Annotated in this window: 15 protein-coding genes; 11 read left to right on the top strand and 4 right to left on the bottom strand. The window is 56.9% G+C overall.

All coding sequences use genetic code 11. From position 1 onward, the window contains the following. The first annotated feature begins 160 nt into the window (after positions 1–160). The 6 genes from DRW39_RS18190 to nqrF are packed head-to-tail and all read left to right on the top strand — an operon-like array spanning position 161 to position 6,766. Positions 161–1,774, top strand: coding sequence for a Na(+)-translocating NADH-quinone reductase subunit A (locus DRW39_RS18190; RefSeq protein ID WP_116108508.1), 1,614 nt, complete (start codon positions 161–163; stop codon positions 1,772–1,774). 54 nt (positions 1,775–1,828) lie between these two features. Beyond that, complete coding sequence (locus tag DRW39_RS18185; RefSeq protein ID WP_116108507.1) at positions 1,829–3,232, top strand: NADH:ubiquinone reductase (Na(+)-transporting) subunit B; 1,404 nt, start codon at positions 1,829–1,831, stop codon at positions 3,230–3,232. 18 nt (positions 3,233–3,250) lie between these two features. Further along, on the top strand, positions 3,251–3,994 hold the full coding sequence (nqrC, locus tag DRW39_RS18180) for an NADH:ubiquinone reductase (Na(+)-transporting) subunit C (RefSeq protein WP_116108506.1): 744 nt from the start codon (positions 3,251–3,253) through the stop codon (positions 3,992–3,994). A gap of 9 nt (positions 3,995–4,003) precedes the next feature. Then, entirely contained in the window at positions 4,004–4,765 is a 762-nt protein-coding gene (locus tag DRW39_RS18175) for an NADH:ubiquinone reductase (Na(+)-transporting) subunit D (RefSeq protein WP_116108505.1), read from the top strand. Positions 4,766–4,817: 52 nt separating this feature from the next. Next, the gene (gene nqrE, locus DRW39_RS18170) at positions 4,818–5,432 is read left to right on the top strand and encodes an NADH:ubiquinone reductase (Na(+)-transporting) subunit E (RefSeq protein WP_116108504.1); all 615 of its coding nucleotides are present in this window, start codon (positions 4,818–4,820) and stop codon (positions 5,430–5,432) included. A gap of 59 nt (positions 5,433–5,491) precedes the next feature. Further along, complete coding sequence (gene nqrF, locus DRW39_RS18165; RefSeq protein ID WP_116108503.1) at positions 5,492–6,766, top strand: NADH:ubiquinone reductase (Na(+)-transporting) subunit F; 1,275 nt, start codon at positions 5,492–5,494, stop codon at positions 6,764–6,766. Positions 6,767–6,969: 203 nt separating this feature from the next. On the opposite strand, the gene DRW39_RS18160 is transcribed toward nqrF, so the two are convergent. Genes DRW39_RS18160 through fabG form a run of 3 tightly spaced genes read right to left on the bottom strand, consistent with a single transcriptional unit; the run spans position 6,970 to position 10,053 of the window. Beyond that, entirely contained in the window at positions 6,970–8,571 is a 1,602-nt protein-coding gene (locus tag DRW39_RS18160; protein WP_116108502.1) for a glycosyltransferase, read from the bottom strand. Further along, positions 8,568–9,278, bottom strand: coding sequence for a glycosyltransferase family 2 protein (locus tag DRW39_RS18155; protein WP_116108501.1), 711 nt, complete (start codon positions 9,276–9,278; stop codon positions 8,568–8,570). The genes DRW39_RS18160 and DRW39_RS18155 overlap by 4 nt, the downstream gene beginning before the upstream one ends. Positions 9,279–9,321: 43 nt before the next feature. Beyond that, positions 9,322–10,053 (bottom strand): 3-oxoacyl-[acyl-carrier-protein] reductase, encoded by a 732-nt coding sequence (gene fabG, locus DRW39_RS18150; RefSeq protein ID WP_116108500.1) that lies wholly within the window; start codon positions 10,051–10,053, stop codon positions 9,322–9,324. An 88-nt stretch (positions 10,054–10,141) separates the two neighbouring features. Between fabG and DRW39_RS18145 the strand changes: the two genes are divergently transcribed. From DRW39_RS18145 to DRW39_RS18125, 5 genes are all read left to right on the top strand, one after another. Beyond that, positions 10,142–10,453: a YbaB/EbfC family nucleoid-associated protein gene (locus DRW39_RS18145; protein WP_116108499.1), complete on the top strand. Its 312-nt coding sequence runs from the start codon at positions 10,142–10,144 to the stop codon at positions 10,451–10,453. Between the two features lie 35 nt (positions 10,454–10,488). Further along, a complete protein-coding gene (locus DRW39_RS18140) occupies positions 10,489–12,381 on the top strand; it encodes a cation:proton antiporter (RefSeq protein ID WP_116108498.1) in 1,893 nt (630 codons plus the stop codon). A gap of 97 nt (positions 12,382–12,478) precedes the next feature. After that, on the top strand, positions 12,479–12,898 hold the full coding sequence (locus tag DRW39_RS18135) for a hypothetical protein (RefSeq protein ID WP_116108497.1): 420 nt from the start codon (positions 12,479–12,481) through the stop codon (positions 12,896–12,898). 35 nt (positions 12,899–12,933) lie between these two features. After that, positions 12,934–14,505 (top strand): NAD(P)/FAD-dependent oxidoreductase, encoded by a 1,572-nt coding sequence (locus tag DRW39_RS18130; RefSeq protein WP_116108496.1) that lies wholly within the window; start codon positions 12,934–12,936, stop codon positions 14,503–14,505. Further along, positions 14,505–15,830 (top strand): glycosyltransferase 87 family protein, encoded by a 1,326-nt coding sequence (locus DRW39_RS18125; protein ID WP_116108495.1) that lies wholly within the window; start codon positions 14,505–14,507, stop codon positions 15,828–15,830. The genes DRW39_RS18130 and DRW39_RS18125 overlap by 1 nt, the downstream gene beginning before the upstream one ends. 258 nt (positions 15,831–16,088) lie before the next feature. Here DRW39_RS18125 and DRW39_RS18120 read toward each other — a convergent pair whose 3' ends face one another. Next, positions 16,089–17,507, bottom strand: coding sequence for a CCA tRNA nucleotidyltransferase (locus DRW39_RS18120; RefSeq protein WP_116108494.1), 1,419 nt, complete (start codon positions 17,505–17,507; stop codon positions 16,089–16,091). Between the last annotated feature and the right edge of the window lie 52 nt (positions 17,508–17,559).

Here is a 17,559-nt window from a genome sequence, read left to right as displayed (position 1 = left end):
TAAGCGATCAATTTTAACAAGCCTACGCGAGGGTGGCCTAGATGTCGTTGATGTCGTAACTTTGCGCCCAATCACAAAGGCCGGTCGGATTGACCTGCCTTTCGCTCGGGTCATCCACCCATTGACCGAGTAAAATGTCCCTTAACGCACGACCCCGCGTATGAAAATTCTACAGAGACCGGCCGGATTCACTTGCTTACTGCTGGCCGCGCTTTTGCTTCAGTCCCAGGCAAGCGGGGGCGGAAGTAACCTGCTATTCTACGGTGTTGCCGCCCTGGCACTGATCATTTTCTTCTTCATCGTCGTCAGCGTAGCGGATAACTTCATGGTCATTGAGTCCAAACAAATGGGCATCGACCAGAAAGCATCCATGGGGCTGTTCCCGACCGTTCGCGACCTGTTCCGCGGTAAGAAGCCCGACTACCTGGAGAATAAGCACGTCTACACCCTGACCAAGGGGTACGACATCCCGATGGCCGGAGAACCTCAGCCCTTGATCCGGGAGCCGAAAGTCACCCGCTACGCCGTCAATCCGCCCGATTACTTCGGTCTGCGGCCTATCCCGAAGATGCTGGTCGAGGAAGGCGATACCGTCCGTGCCGGTGACCCCATCTTTTTCGATAAGAATATGCCCCGCATCAAATTCGTCGCTCCCGTGAGCGGTGAAGTGATCGGCGTGAACCGCGGACTCAAGCGCTCGATCTCCGAGGTCGTCGTCCTGGCCGACAAAGAACAGGTCAGCCGCACCTACGATCTGCCCGCCCGCAATGCTTCCCGGGAGGAACTCGTCGAGTTCCTGCTGGAGAGTGGCGTTTGGCCGGGTCTCCGCCAACGGCCCTACAACCGGGTAGCCGATCCGGACGTCGTGCCCCGCGATATTTTCGTCACTACCTTCGACACCGCCCCCCTCGCCCCCGATCTCAAACTGACGGTGCAGGGACGGATGGACGTCTTCCAGGCGGGCATCGACGTACTTCGCCGGCTTACGCCGGGGCTGGTTTACCTGGGCCTCGACGGTCGGGCAGACAAAGACACGCCCTTCAGCGCCGTACGCGGCGTGGAAAAGCGTTACTTCCGCGGTGCGCATCCCGCCGGAAACGTGGGCACGCAGATTCACCACATCCACCCCTGCGGTCGCGGCGAGAACACCGTTTGGACGATCAGCGTGGAGGATGTGCTGGTCTTTGGTGAACTGTTCCAGAACGGTCACTATAATACGACCCGCCTGGTCGCCCTCAGCGGTGACTCCTTCAGCGAGCCCTGCTACGTACGCACCTTCGCCGGAGCCAACATCGGCGAACTGCTGGCCGGCGAGACCGTGCATGAGCACAGCCGCATCATCAGTGGCGACGTGTTGAGCGGTAGCAAACGGACCAAGGAAAATTACCTCAGCTTCTTCGACAACCAGATCACGGCCATCGAGGAAGGCGACGATGCCGAAGTCTTCGGCTGGTTGGTCCCCAACAGTGCCAAGGCATCGATCTCGCCCACCATTCCCGTACTCAGCAATCACCTGCACCTGACCACCCGGACCAACGGCGAGAAGCGTGCCTTCGTAGTCAACAACGATTACGAGCAGGTACTTCCGATGGACATTTACCTGACCCAACTGATGAAATCTATCCTGGTCAACGACCTGGAAACGATGGAAGGGCTCGGTATCTACGAGCTGGTACCCGAAGACGTCGCGCTGTGTGAGTTCGCCTGCGTGAGCAAGCAGCCACTTCAGCAGATATTGCGTCAGGGTCACGACACCATGATTGCGCAAGGATAACTATACGAAAACGCGGATTGTTACCTCTCGATAGTCCGTACTGATAAAGCCTTTATGAAAGCATTACACGATTTTGTAACCAAGTTCGAGCCAGACCACAGCAAGTCACCCTTTCTGGCCACGACCTACGACGCTTTCTATACCTTCCTCTTCCAGCCGCCGACGGTAACGAAGGGTGGGGTACACGTACGGGACGCCATGGACCTCAAACGGCAGATGGTATGGGTGGTACTCGCCCTGCAGCTGCTGTACGTCTTTGGCACCTTCAACATCGGCCAGCAGCACTTTGCGGCACTCGGCCGGTATACCGGTTACCTGGAAGGCTTTCACCTGAAGATTATCTACGGACTCATCCAGATCATCCCGATTTTCGTGGTCACTCACGTCGTCGGACTGGGTATCGAGTTCATCTACGCCGCCAAGAAAGGCCACTCGGTCGAGGAAGGCTTTCTGGTTTCCGGGGCGCTGATCCCCCTAATCATGCCGCCCGATATCCCCCTGTGGATCCTGGCTATTTCCGTGGCCTTCGCCGTTGTACTGGGTAAGGAAGCCTTCGGCGGAACCGGTATGAACATCTGGAACATTGCCCTGCTGGCACGGGTATTCATCTTCTTCGCTTATCCTACCACCATCTCCGGTGACGAAGTATGGGTAAGCGGTATCGAAAAAGTAGACGTTGGTCTTTACGCCAGCGAGGCCTACAACTTCGTGCACCACGGATTCGACTGGATCTTTGCCGGCCTCGGCTGGGCGCAGTTCGGTACCGGCGGGGAGTATGTCGTCGACGGCTGGACCGGTGCCACCCCACTCGGTATCGCTGCCAAGGAAGGTTGGGAAGGCGTCTCCGCCGTTTACGACCAGAGCAGCATCTTCTGGGGAACGATCCCTGGCTCCATTGGTGAGTCGAGCGTACCCCTGATCCTGATCGGTATGGCGTTCATCATGTTTACCCGCATTGCCGACTACCGCGTTATCGTAGGCGGCCTGATCGGCTTCATCGTAGCTGGCCTGATGCTCAACGCGATCGCTCCCGCCGAACTGACGGACACCACCCCCGGTATCTTCAAGTTCATGGCCATCCATCCGCTGCGGCAAATGATCATGGGTAGCTTCCTATTTGCCATCGTGTTTATGGCGACCGACCCCGTGAGCAGCGCTGATACCCCGACCGGAAAGTGGATCTACGGATTCCTCATTGCCTTTATCGGCCTGATCATTCGCGTTCTCAACCCGGCATACCCGGAAGGCTGGATGCTGTCCATCCTGCTACTTAACACCTTCGCTCCCCTGATCGACCACTACGTCTACCAGGCAAACATCAAGCGCCGCGCCAAGCGTACGGCCGCCATGGCTAAGACCCGTGACGAGCTGATCACCAAGCGCAGTGAGGATGTGGAGATCTTTACTCCCCAAAACGCCGAAGGATACCGCCCCGTCGGTACCACCGGTCAAATGTAAACTGCCTAACTCGCTATCATGAGTACGAAATATATATACACCTTCGGCGTCATCATGACGGTCGTTGTAGCCCTGGTGCTGGCCGGTTTCCGGACGGTAACCGCTGAGGCCGCCGCACGCAACGAAGACATCTTCAACAAGCGGGAGATCCTCGCCACCGTCGCCGAGCCCATGGCCGCCGCCGGCATGCCCATCGACGGGCTTAGTGATGCCGAAGTACTGGACATCTTCAAAAATAAGGTTGACCAATTGGTGGTAAACACCAACGGCGAAGCGGTAGATGACGTGGATTTCGCTTCCCTCGATCTCGCCAAGGAATACAAGAAGCCCGAAGGCCAGCGGGTGTATCCCGTATACAAGTTTAACCTGGAGGATGAATACTACGTATTCAGTGTACGGGGTAACGGTTTGTGGGATGCTATCTGGGGCAATATAGCCCTTGCTTCCGACCTCAATACCGTAACGGGAGCCAGCTTCGACCATGCCGGTGAGACCCCTGGCCTCGGCGCGGAAATCAAAGACAATGCCGGATGGAAGTCCCAGTTTAAGGGAAAGAAGATCTACGACGGTAACGAGTTCGTCAGCATCATTGTCCGCAAGGGCGGAGCCGTCGATCAGGAACACGAAGTAGATGGCCTGAGCGGAGCTACCGTGACCGGCGATGGTGTCACCAAGATGTTGTACAACGGACTTAAGGCCTACGAGCCCTATATTGAAGAGCAACGTGCCGGAGGGGAAACCACTGGCATGAATATGAAATAATATCTACCCATGGCAGAATCAACAGAACTCAAAACCGGCGTCGTAGCGGATCCTAAGAAGCCGGCGGAGAAGGAACCTATATTCGGCAAGAAGGAGAGAATCCTGCTCCGTGATCCATTATTGGATAACAACCCGATTACCATCCAGGTTCTCGGGGTCTGTTCGGCGCTGGCCGTTACCTCTTTGGTCTATCCGTCACTTGTCATGGCGGTCGCGGTAATTTTCGTTACCGCTTTTTCCAGTCTGTTTACCTCGCTGATGCGGAACATCATTCCGAAGCCGGTACGTCTGATCGTCCAACTCGTGATCATCGCTACGCTGGTCACGCTGGTGAATGAAGCCCTGAAGGTGTTGGCCTTCCCGGTCTACAAGCAGCTGTCCGTCTATATCGGCCTGATCATCACCAACTGTATCGTGATGGGTCGTCTGGAAGCCTTCTCCATGGCCAATAAGCCCTGGCGCTCTTTCCTCGATGGCGTAGGTAATGGAGCCGGCTATGGCCTGATTCTGGTTTTGGTAGGCATCGTTCGCGAGCTATTCGGTAAAGGCAGTCTTTTTGCCGGCTCCCCAATCGCGATGAACATCATCGGCCCCAGCAACGACACCACCCAGTACTGGATCAACACCGCGGCCGACAGTGGTATCGGGACGTACTTCAGCTGGTATGCCAATAACAACCTGATGGTACTGCCTGCGGCGGCCATGTTTGTTATCGCCGTCTTTATCTGGATACAGCGTAGCTACAATACCAAGCTCGTCGACGCATCGTAACCGGTGCCCTTGTCCTGTTCTCGTCCCCATAGCCTATAAAAATCACCCAACCATGGGAGAATTTCTAAATATCTTCATCAAGTCGGCCTTCATCGAAAACATGGTGTTGGCTTACTTCCTCGGCATGTGCTCGTTTCTGGCCGTGTCCAAAACCTTGTCTACGGCTACCGGTCTCGGTCTGGCGGTAATCTTCGTACTGGGAATCACGATGCCCATCAACTGGGTTATCAATGAGTATATCCTCATGCCCGCCGAACTGGAGTTCCTGCGCTTCATCCTGTTTATTGCGGTCATCGCCTCCACGGTACAGCTGGTGGAAATGGTGGTGGAGAAGTTCAGCCCCGGCCTGTACGCCGCGCTGGGTATCTTTCTTCCGCTCATCACCGTGAACTGCGCCATCCTCGGAGGTAGCCTCTTCATGGTCAGCCGCGAGTACAACCTGACCGAGTCGATTGCCTTCGGATTAGGTGGTGGTTTCGGCTGGTTCCTGGCCATCATCGCTTTGGCTGCTATCCGGGAGCGGATCCGTTACAGCAACGTCCCCCCCGCACTACGCGGCCTCGGCATGGCGTTCTTGATTACCGGCCTGATGGGCATAGCCTTTCTGAGCCTTACCGGTATCGATCCCGCCGTTTTTGCCGGCTGGACCGAAGCGGCCGCCGAATAATTACCCCTACCTGATAAACCGGCCGGTGCCTTTCCGGCTTACCTATAAAATACGGTACCATGATTACCATCGGATTAGCGGTTCTTGTTTTCACCCTCATCGTGCTGGCTCTCATCACGATGTTGCTGGTTGCACGCCGCCAACTGGTTCCCCAGGGCGAGGTGAGCATCGTCGTTAACGGCGATAAGGAAAACCCGCTTCGTGTAAAACCGGGCAACACCCTCCTTTCCGCACTTTCTGACCAGAGCGTCTTCCTTCCCTCCGCCTGCGGTGGCGGTGGAACCTGCGCCATGTGTGAATGCCATATCACCAAAGGCGGCGGAGACGTTCTTCCCACCGAGCTCAACCACCTCACCCGCCGGGAGGTCGCCGAGAATAAGCGTCTGGCTTGTCAGGTAAAGGTTCGTCAGGATATGGAGATCCAGATTCCCGAGGAGATCTTCGGTATCAAGAAGTGGGAGTGTACCGTCGACCGGAACTACAACGTAGCTACCTTCATCAAGGAGTTCGTGGTACGGCTACCCGAAGGAGAATCACTCGACTTCGAATCGGGCGGTTACATTCAGGTAGATGTGCCCAAGGTCGAGGTCCAGTTCAAGAATTTCGACATCACGCCCCACCCGGTATTCCACAAGGGTGCCCCCAAGGATAAATTCAAGGCCGACTGGGATAAATTCGGCATGTGGGACTTCGTCATGAAAAACGACGAAGAACAGTTCCGTGCCTACTCCATGGCCAACCACCCCGGGGAGGGCGACATCATCATGCTCAACATCCGTATCGCACCCCCGCCCTTCGACCGGCAGAAAGGGGCCTATATGGACGTCAATCCCGGCGTTTGTTCCAGCTACGTCTTCAATCAGACCCCGGGGGACAAGGTTACGATCTCCGGCCCCTACGGTGAATTCTTCATCAAGCCGACGGACAAGGAAATGGTGTACATCGGCGGTGGTGCCGGGATGGCGCCCCTCCGTAGCCACATCTTCCACCTCTTCCATACCCTGAAGACCGACCGCAAGGTCAGCTACTGGTACGGTGGTCGCTCGAAGGCCGAGCTCTTCTATACCGAGGAATTCCGCGACATCGAGGAGAACTTCCCCAACTTCAGCTACCACATCGCCCTGAGCGACGCGCTGGAAGAAGATAATTGGGATGGCATGACTGGCTTCATCCATACGGCAGTCTTGGAGAATTATCTCAAAGATCACCCCGAACCGGAAGAGATCGAGTACTACCTCTGTGGTCCGCCCCTTATGCTCCAAGCCGTTCAGAACATGCTTGACGAACTGGGTGTACCCGAGGAAAACATCGCCTTCGACGACTTCGGCTCCTAGTACAACGCTGTCTCCGACAGCGAAGTAAGAAGCAGTCTCCGACTGCGACAGTACAAAGCAGTCTCCGACTGCGCTAAAGCCCGCCAGGATAGCATCCTGGCGGGCTTTCTCTGTTTTATGAGAAGTGGTATGGAGATCAACCGGTTTTCCGAAGGTGAGCGATATGATCCAGCCTAGCCGATGCCAAAGGCGGCACCCCCCAATCACTTAACCAACCCCAGATCCTTCACGCTATAAAAAAAGATCGTTCCAAAACCTAGCGTAAGCAGGGTGTGGAAGACGATAAAGGTGGTATTCCCGATGTACACGGCGCCAACCACCGCCAGCAGAAAATAGATACTCAACAGCCCCTCCCCGACGGTAATCCAACTGAGCCGGCCGGTAAGGTATTTTCTCGAACGGAGGCTATCGCTAACGGAGCGGAGATTGAATTTCGGCGTTCGTACGAAGGGGCTTTTCTTGCCCCGGTATCCCTGCAGGACGGCTACCGAATTATGTAGTGAAAGCCCCATGCTGAGGGACAGGAAGACCGGGAATAGCAGCAGAAATTTTGGAACGGACCTGGCGACGCTTTCCGCTTTACTAGCGGCACTACGGACGTTGCCCACGTAATAGACCGTAACAACCGACAATAGTCCCACCAGGAACAGCGCAAACACGTCCTTATCAATACCGAAGGGTGCCAGGTCTCCCATTACGAAAAGCAACGGTACGCTGCACACCCCACAAAGAAAGACGAAGAGGAAAATGGAAGAGGCCATCAGATGGACGGTGGCATGTAGCTTGGTATCCAGCGGCAGTGAACTCCTCCAGACCTCCGGTAAAAGTTTACGCGCCGTCTCCGCGCCACCCTTCATCCAGCGGTGTTGCTGGCTCTTGAAGCTGTTCATGTCCACCGGCAGCTCCGCCGGGCTCCCCACGCGTTCGAGATACACAATGCGGTAGCCGGCCAGTTGGCTGCGTATGCTGAGGTCGAGATCTTCGGTCAGCGTGTCGGGTTGCCATCCCCCCCCGGCGGCGATCGCCTTCCTGCGCCATACCCCCGCCGTTCCGTTAAACTGCAGGAGGTGGCCTCCCCGCATACGGCCAACCTGTTCCACCGTGAAGTGCACGTTCAGCTGCATAGCCTGTAACCGGGTGATGAGGTTGTAGGGCTCATTCAGGTGCTCCCAGCGGGTCTGCACGACGCCCACCCGCGAATCGGAGAAATGCGGAATCGTACGGCGAAGAAAATCCGGTGCCGGGACGAAGTCCGCATCAAAAATAGCAATGAACTCCCCGCGTGCCTCTTCCGTACCGTCGCGGAGCGCTCCAGCCTTGAAGCCTGTACGCTCTTCGCGAATGATCTGCCGTATCTGGTAACCTTCGGCGCGGTAGGCCCGCACCTTCGCGGCCACCAGCTCAGTGGTTTCATCGGTACTATCGTCCAGGATATGGATTTCGTAGCGGTCCTTCGGATAATCAAAGGCGGTGACAGCGTCAATCAACCGGCCAATAACGTAGTACTCGTTATAGATGGGCAGCTGAACGGTAACGAAGGGACAGGCGGGCGGCGGCGGCGCAGGTATAACGGCCGTCTCGGAACCGCAGCGAATCGAAGTATCCGAAGCCAACATCACCGATTCGCCCTGTCCGTTTTTCTGCCGTTGCAATGGCCGGTCTGGATCGAGGATCGGATCGGCTTGTTCAACCTGGCGGTTTCGCAGGTAGTGATAGAGCAGATTCAGTTGCAGCAGGCAGTAGGCGGTGATGTACGACAGACTGATCAAGTACAGGCCCAATACCAGAAAAGCAACCAGGGTCATGATCGAATCAGTTTGAAGATCGTCCAGAGGATTTTGTGCCCGGCCAGCACGGTTCCCCGGATGGTTCCCGAAATCTTGGAAATGCCGATGCGCCGACGATAGCCAACGGGTACCTCGGTACACCGAAGACCGGCCTTGGCGGCTTTAACCTGCATCTCCACGGTCCAGCCGAAGTCCGGATCCTCCATTTCCAAAGCCACCAGGGCCGGGTAGCGTATGGCGCGGAAGGGGCCGAGATCGGTGAACTCATAACCGTAAAACAACCGGATAAGATTTGTTGCGAGCCAATTCCCGAAGACCTGGGGAAAAGTCATACTGCCCTTCTCTGCTTTTCCCAGCGCCCGCGACCCAATAACTAAATCGTACCCGGACTCCACGATTGGCGCGATGAGCTCCGGCATCTTCCCGGGGTAATCGCTCCGGTCACCATCCACGAATACGACGATATCCGGTAAATCCTCCGCAGGCCGCTTTGCAATATGGTCCAGACCGCGCAGGCAGGCCGAGCCGTATCCGGCACGCTTTTCCGTCACGACCGTCGCTCCCGCCGCAGCCGCTACCGGGGCGGTGCGATCGGTGCTGTTATTATTGCAAACGATAATTTCCCGGATCAGATTACGGGGTAGATCGTCGATCACCAAGGCAATACTGGCCTCTTCGTTGAAGGCGGGAATAATCACATCGATAACCGGAGAAGGAGCTGGCAAAGCGGGGGTGGGTCTACGGGTGCCGATGGCTACCCGACGGTAATCAGCTGAGTCCGCCGTCTACGCTGATCACCTGACCGTTGATGTAGCTACTCATATCCGAAGCCAGGAAGATACAGGCATCCGCGATCTCCTCGGGCCGGCCGAGCCGCTTCAGGGGAATGCTGGTCAGGTATGCTTCCTTCACCTTTTCCGGCAGCTCGTCCGTCATGTCCGTTTCGATAAATCCGGGCGCGATGACGTTGCAACGCAGGTTCCGGCTACCCATTTCCTTGGCGATCGATTTGCTGAAGCCAATGATACCGGCCTTGCTCGCGGCGTAGTTGGCCTGGCCGGCATTGCCCTGTATACCGACGATGCTCGACATATTGATGATGCTTCCACCGCCCCGCATCATCCCCCGCATGGCGTGCTTGGTGAGGTTGAAGACGGATTTGAGGTTGTTGTCCATGACGGCGTCCCACTGCTCTTCGTTCATCCGTAGCATGAGGGTGTCTTTGGTGATGCCGGCATTGTTAATGAGCACGTTGAGCCCGCCCATTTCTTCGGTCACCGTTTTGATGAGCTGTTCGGCACCGGCGTAATCGGAGGCGTCACTCTGGTAGGCGCGGACATGATCACCGAGTTCGCTGACCAGGGCTTCCGCCGGACCGGCGGAACTGCGGTAGGTAAAGGCAACTTTGGCCCCGGCCCGGTGGAAGGCGCGAACGAGTGCGGCACCGATGCCACGTGATCCTCCGGTGATGAGCGCGACTTTTCCGTCGAGTAGTCCCATGTAATGCTTATTTTTTGGTGGGTGGCCAAAGGTAGGGTAAACTTAAAACCCCGCCGCCGCCTTTTATACGCTCACAAACTACCCAGCCATGTTCGGAGATATGATGAAGCAAATGGAGGAAATGCAGGCCAAGATGCAGGAGCAGCTGGCCCAGGAGTCCTTCGAAGCGGAGGCCGGCGGTGGAGCCGTCAAGGTCACCTGCGACGGTACCCGTACCATTCAGAACGTCACCATCGACCCCGAACAGGTGGATCCGTCCGACGTGGAAGCCCTGGAAGACCTTCTCGTGGTCGCAACCAACCGTGCGCTGGAAAAAGCCGCCGAATTCGAGGCCAAGCAGGCCGGCGGCATGATGGACAATATGCTGCCCGGTGGACTGGGAAGTATTCTCGGAGGATAAGTTTAAATTTACCGCTTTAGCCCAGCCGATAATCTATGGAAGAACTCGCGGGAATTATTATCCTGGGAATATTTGCCCAGTGGTTCGCCTGGCGCGTCAAGATACCCGCTATTCTCCCCCTGATCGTGATCGGTCTCCTGGTCGGGCCGCTATCCACTTTGGTCACGGCCGACGGGGAGAAGCTCATCAGTCCGATCTATCACCTCGTTGGTGACGAAGGGGAAGGAAAGGGGTTATTTCCCGGCCAGTCGCTATTTTTTTTCGTCAGCCTGGCCATCGGCGTCATTCTTTTTGAGGGGGGGCTCACGCTCCAATTCCGCGAGGTCAGAGATACGCAGCGATCCATCCTGCGGCTGATCTCTATCGGCAGCTTCGTCACCTTCGTCGGGGCAGGCCTTGCCGCGCACTTCATCATGGACCTCGGCTGGAGTATCAGCTTCCTGTTCGCGGCATTGATCATCGTGACGGGGCCAACGGTCATCGCGCCTATTCTACAGAACATCCCCCTCAACCGGAACGTAAGTACCGTGCTCAAGTGGGAGGGCATCCTGATCGATCCGCTCGGTGCGCTCGTGGCGGTCCTGGTGTTCGAGTTTATCCGTTCGACCGACCACGGTATCGGCTTCACCGGAGAGGCGCTGCGCACCTTCGTGCAGATCATTATCTATGGGGGAACGCTGGGCTTTTTGATGGGCTACGCTCTCTTCCATATCATCAAGCGCGAACTGGTTCCCCACTACCTGCTTAACGTATTCATTCTCGCCTACGTGCTGTTCATCTTTGTCGTGAGCGATCAGTTGGCCCACGAGTCGGGCCTGCTTGCCGTGGTGGTGATGGGACTGGTGCTGGCTAACAAGGACGTACCCCGCATCAAGGAAATCCTTTCGTTCAAGGAATCATTGAGCGTCCTACTCATCTCCATTCTTTTCATCCTGCTCGCCGCCAATATGCATATGGACGAGTTGCGGCTGCTGACCGAAGATTGGCGACCACTGGCGCTCTTCGGCTTCGTGATCCTTGTGCTGCGACCGCTAAGCGTGTTCCTCAGTACGGCCCGCGGGAACCTGAGCGTAAATGAGAAGATTTTTATCAGCTGGGTCGGGCCCAGGGGTATCGTGGCCGCGGGTATCGCTTCCCTATTCGGTCTTAACCTCGCCGCCGACGGTGTGCCCGGAGCACAGTATATTACGCCCCTGGTGTTTATGATCGTGCTGGGTACGGTACTCATCAATGCTACTACGGCCCGGCTGGTTGCCCGCTTGCTTGGTGTCATTCAGGATACATCGAGTGGCGTGCTCATCCTCGGAGCCAACGACTTCGCGATTACCATCGGCACGTACTTGAAAGAGCAGGGGCGGGAAGTCTTTTTGGTAGATAGTAACGGAAGCAATATTCGTCGAGCGCGCGATAAGGGGCTGCGCGGCATCGTCGGCAATATTTACAACTCCGATCTGAGCGAGGAATACGACTTGCTCGACGTAGGGTACATGCTGGCGCTAACGGGCAGCAACGATGTCAACGCATATGCTATCCGCCGGTACGAAGACATCTTTGGGGAACGAGGTGCTTACCGGCTGATCACCGCCGATGAGATGAAAGACACGGGAGCCACCGAGGACAGCGCGCACATTTTCAGCCATACGGACGACTTCATCAACCTCAGCGAGGCACACCGGGAGGCCGCCAAAATCCACGAGCAGAAGCTATACAGCCAACGGGAACTATTGGACCTGCTGCTATTGGCCAGGGAGGAGAAGTACTCCGTGCCCCTTTTCATCAAGTCCCCGGATGGACAGCTCCAGACCATTCCTTACGATGTAGAGTCCTTCGACGTCGAAGAAGGCGATCATGCCTTGGTGTACATGGGTGTTAAACTCGCCGAAGTCAAGTCCCGTCCGCAGGTGCAGGAAGAGCAGGGCAAGCTTTAGTGTCTTATCTTAGCAACCGGATTACGCAAACCTTCGCAGGGAGGCACGATTAGGCCCCCGTATTACGTTTTGGGATTAACTCTGGAATTTATCTACCATGAAATCTTTGCTCACGCTGGCCCTGATGGGCTGGGCAGCCATGTCCTTTGCACAGGACTCTGCCGACATCTTTCACAAGACAGTTGACGTAGACCACGTCAACGCTATCTCCTTCGACGTTTACGGCAAGGATCAGGTAGAGTATCGCACCTGGCCGGGCGATGATCTGCTTATCGAAACCACCGTGCAGATCAAGAACGTCCAGCAGGATATTCTGGACTTCTACATGAAGCAGAACCGCTACGTCCTCAAGCCGCAAGTCAATGGCGATCAGATGGCGCTCGTCAGCTACGATAAGACCCGCCGCATGGTTAAGGGGACCGAAGGCAGCGCGCTGGAGGAAGTGATGATCGTCGTCTACATGCCGGAAGACTTCGCCGCCGCCGGTGAAGGACAGTACACCCGCAAAAGCCGGTAGCACAACCCCCGGCGGGCGTGCTACCTTTACACTCCATGCCGACCACTCTGGAAATTAAACTAGCCCCCTCGCAGCTGCACGACGCGGAGGCCCTACGGCGTGCCGTCAGCCGAAAGGCTCGCATGGCCGATGATGATATCGACGCCCTTAGCGTTACCCGCCGAAGCATCGACGCGCGCGGCGCCAGCCCGGTCTATCGCCTGCGGGTTGAAGTGATCCGAAAAAACGAGCCGCCCTCCCCGGAAGCGCCGCCGGCTTTCCAATTGCGGGATGTCGCCGAAGCTCCGGCCGTCGCCATCGTCGGTTGTGGTCCTGCGGGCATGTTTGCGGCTCTTCAACTCATTGAACTGGGGCTTCGGCCAATCATCATCGAACGGGGCCAGGACGTGCGCGCGCGGCGAAGAAGCCTGCGTGCCATTCAACAATTCGGTGAAGTCGATCCGAATAGCAATTACTGTTTTGGAGAGGGTGGGGCGGGAACCTACAGCGACGGCAAGCTATACACCCGTAGCCTGAAGCGAGGTAACTACCTCAAAGCTCTACAAACCCTGGTTGCCCACGGCGCGCAGGAAGATATCCTCATCGATGCCCACCCCCATATAGGCTCGAATAAACTGCCCGGGGTGGTCGCCAATATGCGCGAGTCGATCCTCACCCACGGTGGGGAGATTCGCTTCGGGCACCTCCTGGCCGACCTGGAAATGGACGGCGATATTGAAGCGTTGATCGTGCGGGACGAGAACGGCACCGAATACCGGCTGCACGCTGAGGCCTATATTCTGGCTACCGGCCATTCGGCGCGTGATGTTTATCAGCTGCTGCACGATCGCGGCATCCGGCTGGAGGCGAAGCCCTTCGCGCTGGGCGTCCGGATCGAGCACCCGCAGCCACTTATCGATGGCATCCAGTACGGCCAATCTCTACGTGAGGAAAACCTGCCGGCCAGCAGCTACAAGCTGGTCACGCAGGTAAAGGACCGCGGGGTATTCAGCTTCTGTATGTGCCCGGGTGGCCTGGTGGTTCCGGCCGCGACCGCTCCCGGAGAGATCGTCGTCAACGGTATGAGCCTGAGCCGCCGCGATAGCCCCTATGCCAATTCCGGTACGGTAGTTGCCGTCGAAGTCGAGGACCTGGCACCCTACTCATCCCACGGCGTTTTTGCGGGGCTCGCCCTCCAACGTACCGTAGAGCAGGCCATGTTCGCAAGCGGGGACGGCACCCAGCGCGCACCCGCCCAGCGACTAACCGATTTCGTGAATCGCAAAGTTTCCGCCGACTTGCCGGACAGCAGTTACATCCCCGGCCTCCACGCCGCACCACTCCACGATCTGCTTCCCGCCGGCATCTACGAACGCTTGCAGCAGGGGGTGAAGGATTTCAGTCGCAAGATGAAGGGGTATTACACCGCCGAAGCGAACGTGATCGGCACGGAAAGCCGGACCTCCTCACCCGTACGTATTCCACGGGACCGGAAAACCTACCGTCATCCCGAGGTGGATTCGCTCTACCCCTGTGGTGAGGGAGCGGGCTTCGCGGGGGGCATTCTTAGTGCGGCCATGGACGGCCAGAACGTGGCGCGGGCCGTGGCGGAAAAAGTGCTGGGGTAGTGCATACCGCCGGCCGAATAGCGGGAAGCGTACTGCTGGCGGCGGGGGTGATTTACCTGGGGTACGAGGTTGACCGCACGGAATTCTGGTCACTCTTCCTGGCCTTTACCCTGGCCTTCGTAGGCTATGGGTTGCTGGTCGGCCGCAGATTGGAAGGTCAGTTCCGCTGGTTGCTATTGCTGGGGCTCATCCTCCGCATCGGGCTGTTGTTTGCTTTTCCCCGACTGAGCGACGATGTGTATCGCTTTATCTGGGACGGGGAGCTGATAGTAGCGGGTGAAAACCCGTACGTTCATCCTCCGACCTACTACCTGGGTGAGCCGCTTGGGGACCGGGAGCTGTACGGCCGACTAAATTCTCCGGACTACCATTCGATTTATCCCCCCCTGACGCAGGTGATCTTTGCGCTTGCTGCGTATGTCAGCCCGGGATGGTACGGAGCGGCGCTCGTGATGAAGCTGTTTCTCCTGTTCACGGAGGTTGGATCGGTATTCCTTATATATCACCTCCTCCTTCGATTCGGTTTGCCGGTTAGTAGGTGCCTGCTCTACTGGCTAAATCCCCTCATCTTGGTAGAGGTCGTAGGTAATCTTCACTTCGAAGGAGCGATGGTTTTTTTCTTGTTGCTGTCTCTTTTACTGCTTACGCGGAGTGGTTACGGACGGGCCGGTCTGGCAATGGCCCTTTCCATAGCAAGCAAGCTGCTTCCCCTGATGCTCTTGCCCTTTTTGCTGCGCCGTTTGTGGAAAGGGGCCTTTTGGCGGTACTTTCTGGTGACGGGCGGGGGGGTAGTCCTGCTATTCGCACCGATGCTGCTCGGCAGCGGTGTACTGGACGGGTTCGGGGGAAGTCTGGACCTGTACTTCCGCAAGTTCGAGTTTAACGCGAGCCTGTATTACCTGCTTCGGGCGTACGGCTTCTACGATGTGGGCTACAATCAGATCGCCCGCTTCGGGCCGTTGCTGGCCCGGGTGGCGGGTATGCTGATCATGATCGTAGCGCTGGCCGACGAGCGCACCGACTGGAAATCGCTTCCCGGGCGTTGGTTAGCTGCCTTCGTAATTTATCTCTTGTGCACCACCACCGTCCACCCCTGGTACCTGTCCGTGCCAATCGCCCTGTGCTGCTTCACGGAGTGGCGTTTCCCCTTGGTCTGGTCGTACCTGATAATTCTCACCTACACGAGCTATACGAGTATCCCGTACCAGGAAGATCTTTTGCTGGTGGGGTTGGAATATTCGGTCGTCTTCACCTATTTTGTGGCGGAGCGAAAGGCCCGAATAAAAAAAGGCCCGCGCGATGCTCGCGCGGACCTTGTATTGTAGCTTTCAGACTACCGAAATAACTGGAATTTAGTGCGCCCTGTGGCGCAGGGATTATAATACAAACCTTCAAAAATGCGGCTGCGGGAAAACCAACAATCCCTACCGCTAAAGTGAACACGCTTTTTGGAAAGAATGAAAGAAGACGTTGCACCGTCCCCTTTCGATAAGTCAAAGATAGGCGTGGGGCAGGGGGTGGTCACACCCCACGGTCGTGGGGTGAGCCTAAGAAAGTGGCTTAATTTTAGTTAATTCTACTCTTTATTTCACCTGGGGGTGAATAGCGAGTTCGGCGGCTACGTCCAGCATCTTCTGGAAGGCGGCCGGATACTCATTTGGGATGTCGCCGTCGAGGATAGCTTCCCTCACCGCATCCTTTATTTGGCCTACTTGCCGGCTCGGAGGAATGTTGAAGGTTTCCATGATCAGCTCTCCCGAAATGGGGGGCTGCCAGTTACGCAGGTGATCTTTTTCCTCGATCTCCCGCATCCGCTCCCGCAGGCGGCCGTAGTTCTCCAGGTACCGCCGCACCTTGTGCGGGTTTTTGCTGGTTATGTCGCTCTCGCACAGCGTCATCAGGTCGTCGATATCCTCCCCCGCATCGAAGAGGATGCGGCGCACGGCGGAGTCGCTGATCTCCTCCTGGGTCAGGGAAATCGGTCGTTGGTGGAGGCCCACCAGTTTCTGGACGTACTTCAGCTTATCGTTCGGTAACCGCAGGCGCCGGAATATCTTGGGTACCATCCGCTCCCCCACGGCGTCGTGGGCGTGAAAGGTCCAGCCGGCGTCGGACTCCCAACGCTTTGTTTTTGCTTTCCCTATATCGTGCAGAAGCGCCGCCCACCGGAGCCACAGGTCGGGGCTGCGGTCGGCGAGATTATCCACCACCTTGGTGGTATGGATAAAGTTGTCTTTGTGTTTGCGTCCGTTGCGACTCTCCACCCCGCGCAAAGCGGCCAGCTCCGGAAGAATGTAGCCGAGCAGGCCGCTTTCGTCCAGCAGCCGTAATCCGACGCTGGGGGTAGCGGTTAGCAGTATTTTATTAAGCTCGGTGGCGACACGCTCCCAGCTGATGATCTTGATGCGCTCGCGGTGGTCCTTTATAGCCTGGAAAGTGACCGGGTCGATCCGAAAGCCCAGCTGCGTGGCAAACCGGATAGCGCGCAACATGCGCAGCGGATCGTCACTGAAAGTTTTGCCGGGCTCGAGTGGGGTGACGATTCGCTTGGCCTCCAGGTCTTCCAGCCCGTTGAACGGATCGATGATGCTTCCGTAATCGCGATCGTTCAGACTGATGGCGAGCGCATTGATGGTAAAATCGCGGCGATTCTGATCGTCGCTGAGCGAGCCGGACTCCACCGTAGGTTTTCGGCTATCGCTGCGGTAGCTTTCCTTTCGCGCGCCGACGAATTCGATTTCCAGATCCCGGTGTTTCAGGGCCGCCGTGCCGAAGCGCTTGTATACGGTTACCCGACTACGGGGGTGCAGGCTATTGGCAACGCGCTTCGCCAGTTCGATCCCGCTGCCAACGCAAACGATATCCAGATCCTTACTAGGCCGGGCCAGGAGCCGGTCACGGACGTAGCCGCCCACCACGTAGGTTGGGAAGCCCAGGTCACCGGCGGCACGGCCGATCACCTCAAAAATCTTGCGTTCGTCGTCGCGAATCTGAAAAATCATAGGGGCGCGAAGATAATTAACATGACTCTCACCTCAGTAGAGTGAGGAACTC

It is taken from the genome of Lewinella sp. IMCC34191 (assembly GCF_003390935.1).
Taxonomy (GTDB): domain Bacteria; phylum Bacteroidota; class Bacteroidia; order Chitinophagales; family Saprospiraceae; genus Neolewinella.
Note: the sequence above shows the minus strand (reverse complement) of the source record. Positions and strands in the feature narration are given on the sequence as shown.

Bases quoted from the DNA above. Each gene is read 5' to 3' on its own strand.
- nqrC (WP_116108506.1), top strand. From the start codon at position 3,251: ATGAGTACGAAATATATATACACCTTCGGCGTCATCATGACGGTCGTT.
- fabG (WP_116108500.1), bottom strand. From the start codon at position 10,053: ATGGGACTACTCGACGGAAAAGTCGCGCTCATCACCGGAGGATCACGT.
- DRW39_RS18130 (WP_116108496.1), top strand. From the start codon at position 12,934: ATGCCGACCACTCTGGAAATTAAACTAGCCCCCTCGCAGCTGCACGAC.
- nqrF (WP_116108503.1), top strand. From the start codon at position 5,492: ATGATTACCATCGGATTAGCGGTTCTTGTTTTCACCCTCATCGTGCTG.
- DRW39_RS18135 (WP_116108497.1), top strand. From the start codon at position 12,479: ATGAAATCTTTGCTCACGCTGGCCCTGATGGGCTGGGCAGCCATGTCC.
- nqrE (WP_116108504.1), top strand. From the start codon at position 4,818: ATGGGAGAATTTCTAAATATCTTCATCAAGTCGGCCTTCATCGAAAAC.
- DRW39_RS18160 (WP_116108502.1), bottom strand. From the start codon at position 8,571: ATGACCCTGGTTGCTTTTCTGGTATTGGGCCTGTACTTGATCAGTCTG.
- DRW39_RS18120 (WP_116108494.1), bottom strand. From the start codon at position 17,507: ATGATTTTTCAGATTCGCGACGACGAACGCAAGATTTTTGAGGTGATC.
- DRW39_RS18145 (WP_116108499.1), top strand. From the start codon at position 10,142: ATGTTCGGAGATATGATGAAGCAAATGGAGGAAATGCAGGCCAAGATG.
- DRW39_RS18140 (WP_116108498.1), top strand. From the start codon at position 10,489: ATGGAAGAACTCGCGGGAATTATTATCCTGGGAATATTTGCCCAGTGG.
- DRW39_RS18190 (WP_116108508.1), top strand. From the start codon at position 161: ATGAAAATTCTACAGAGACCGGCCGGATTCACTTGCTTACTGCTGGCC.
- DRW39_RS18185 (WP_116108507.1), top strand. From the start codon at position 1,829: ATGAAAGCATTACACGATTTTGTAACCAAGTTCGAGCCAGACCACAGC.
- DRW39_RS18175 (WP_116108505.1), top strand. From the start codon at position 4,004: ATGGCAGAATCAACAGAACTCAAAACCGGCGTCGTAGCGGATCCTAAG.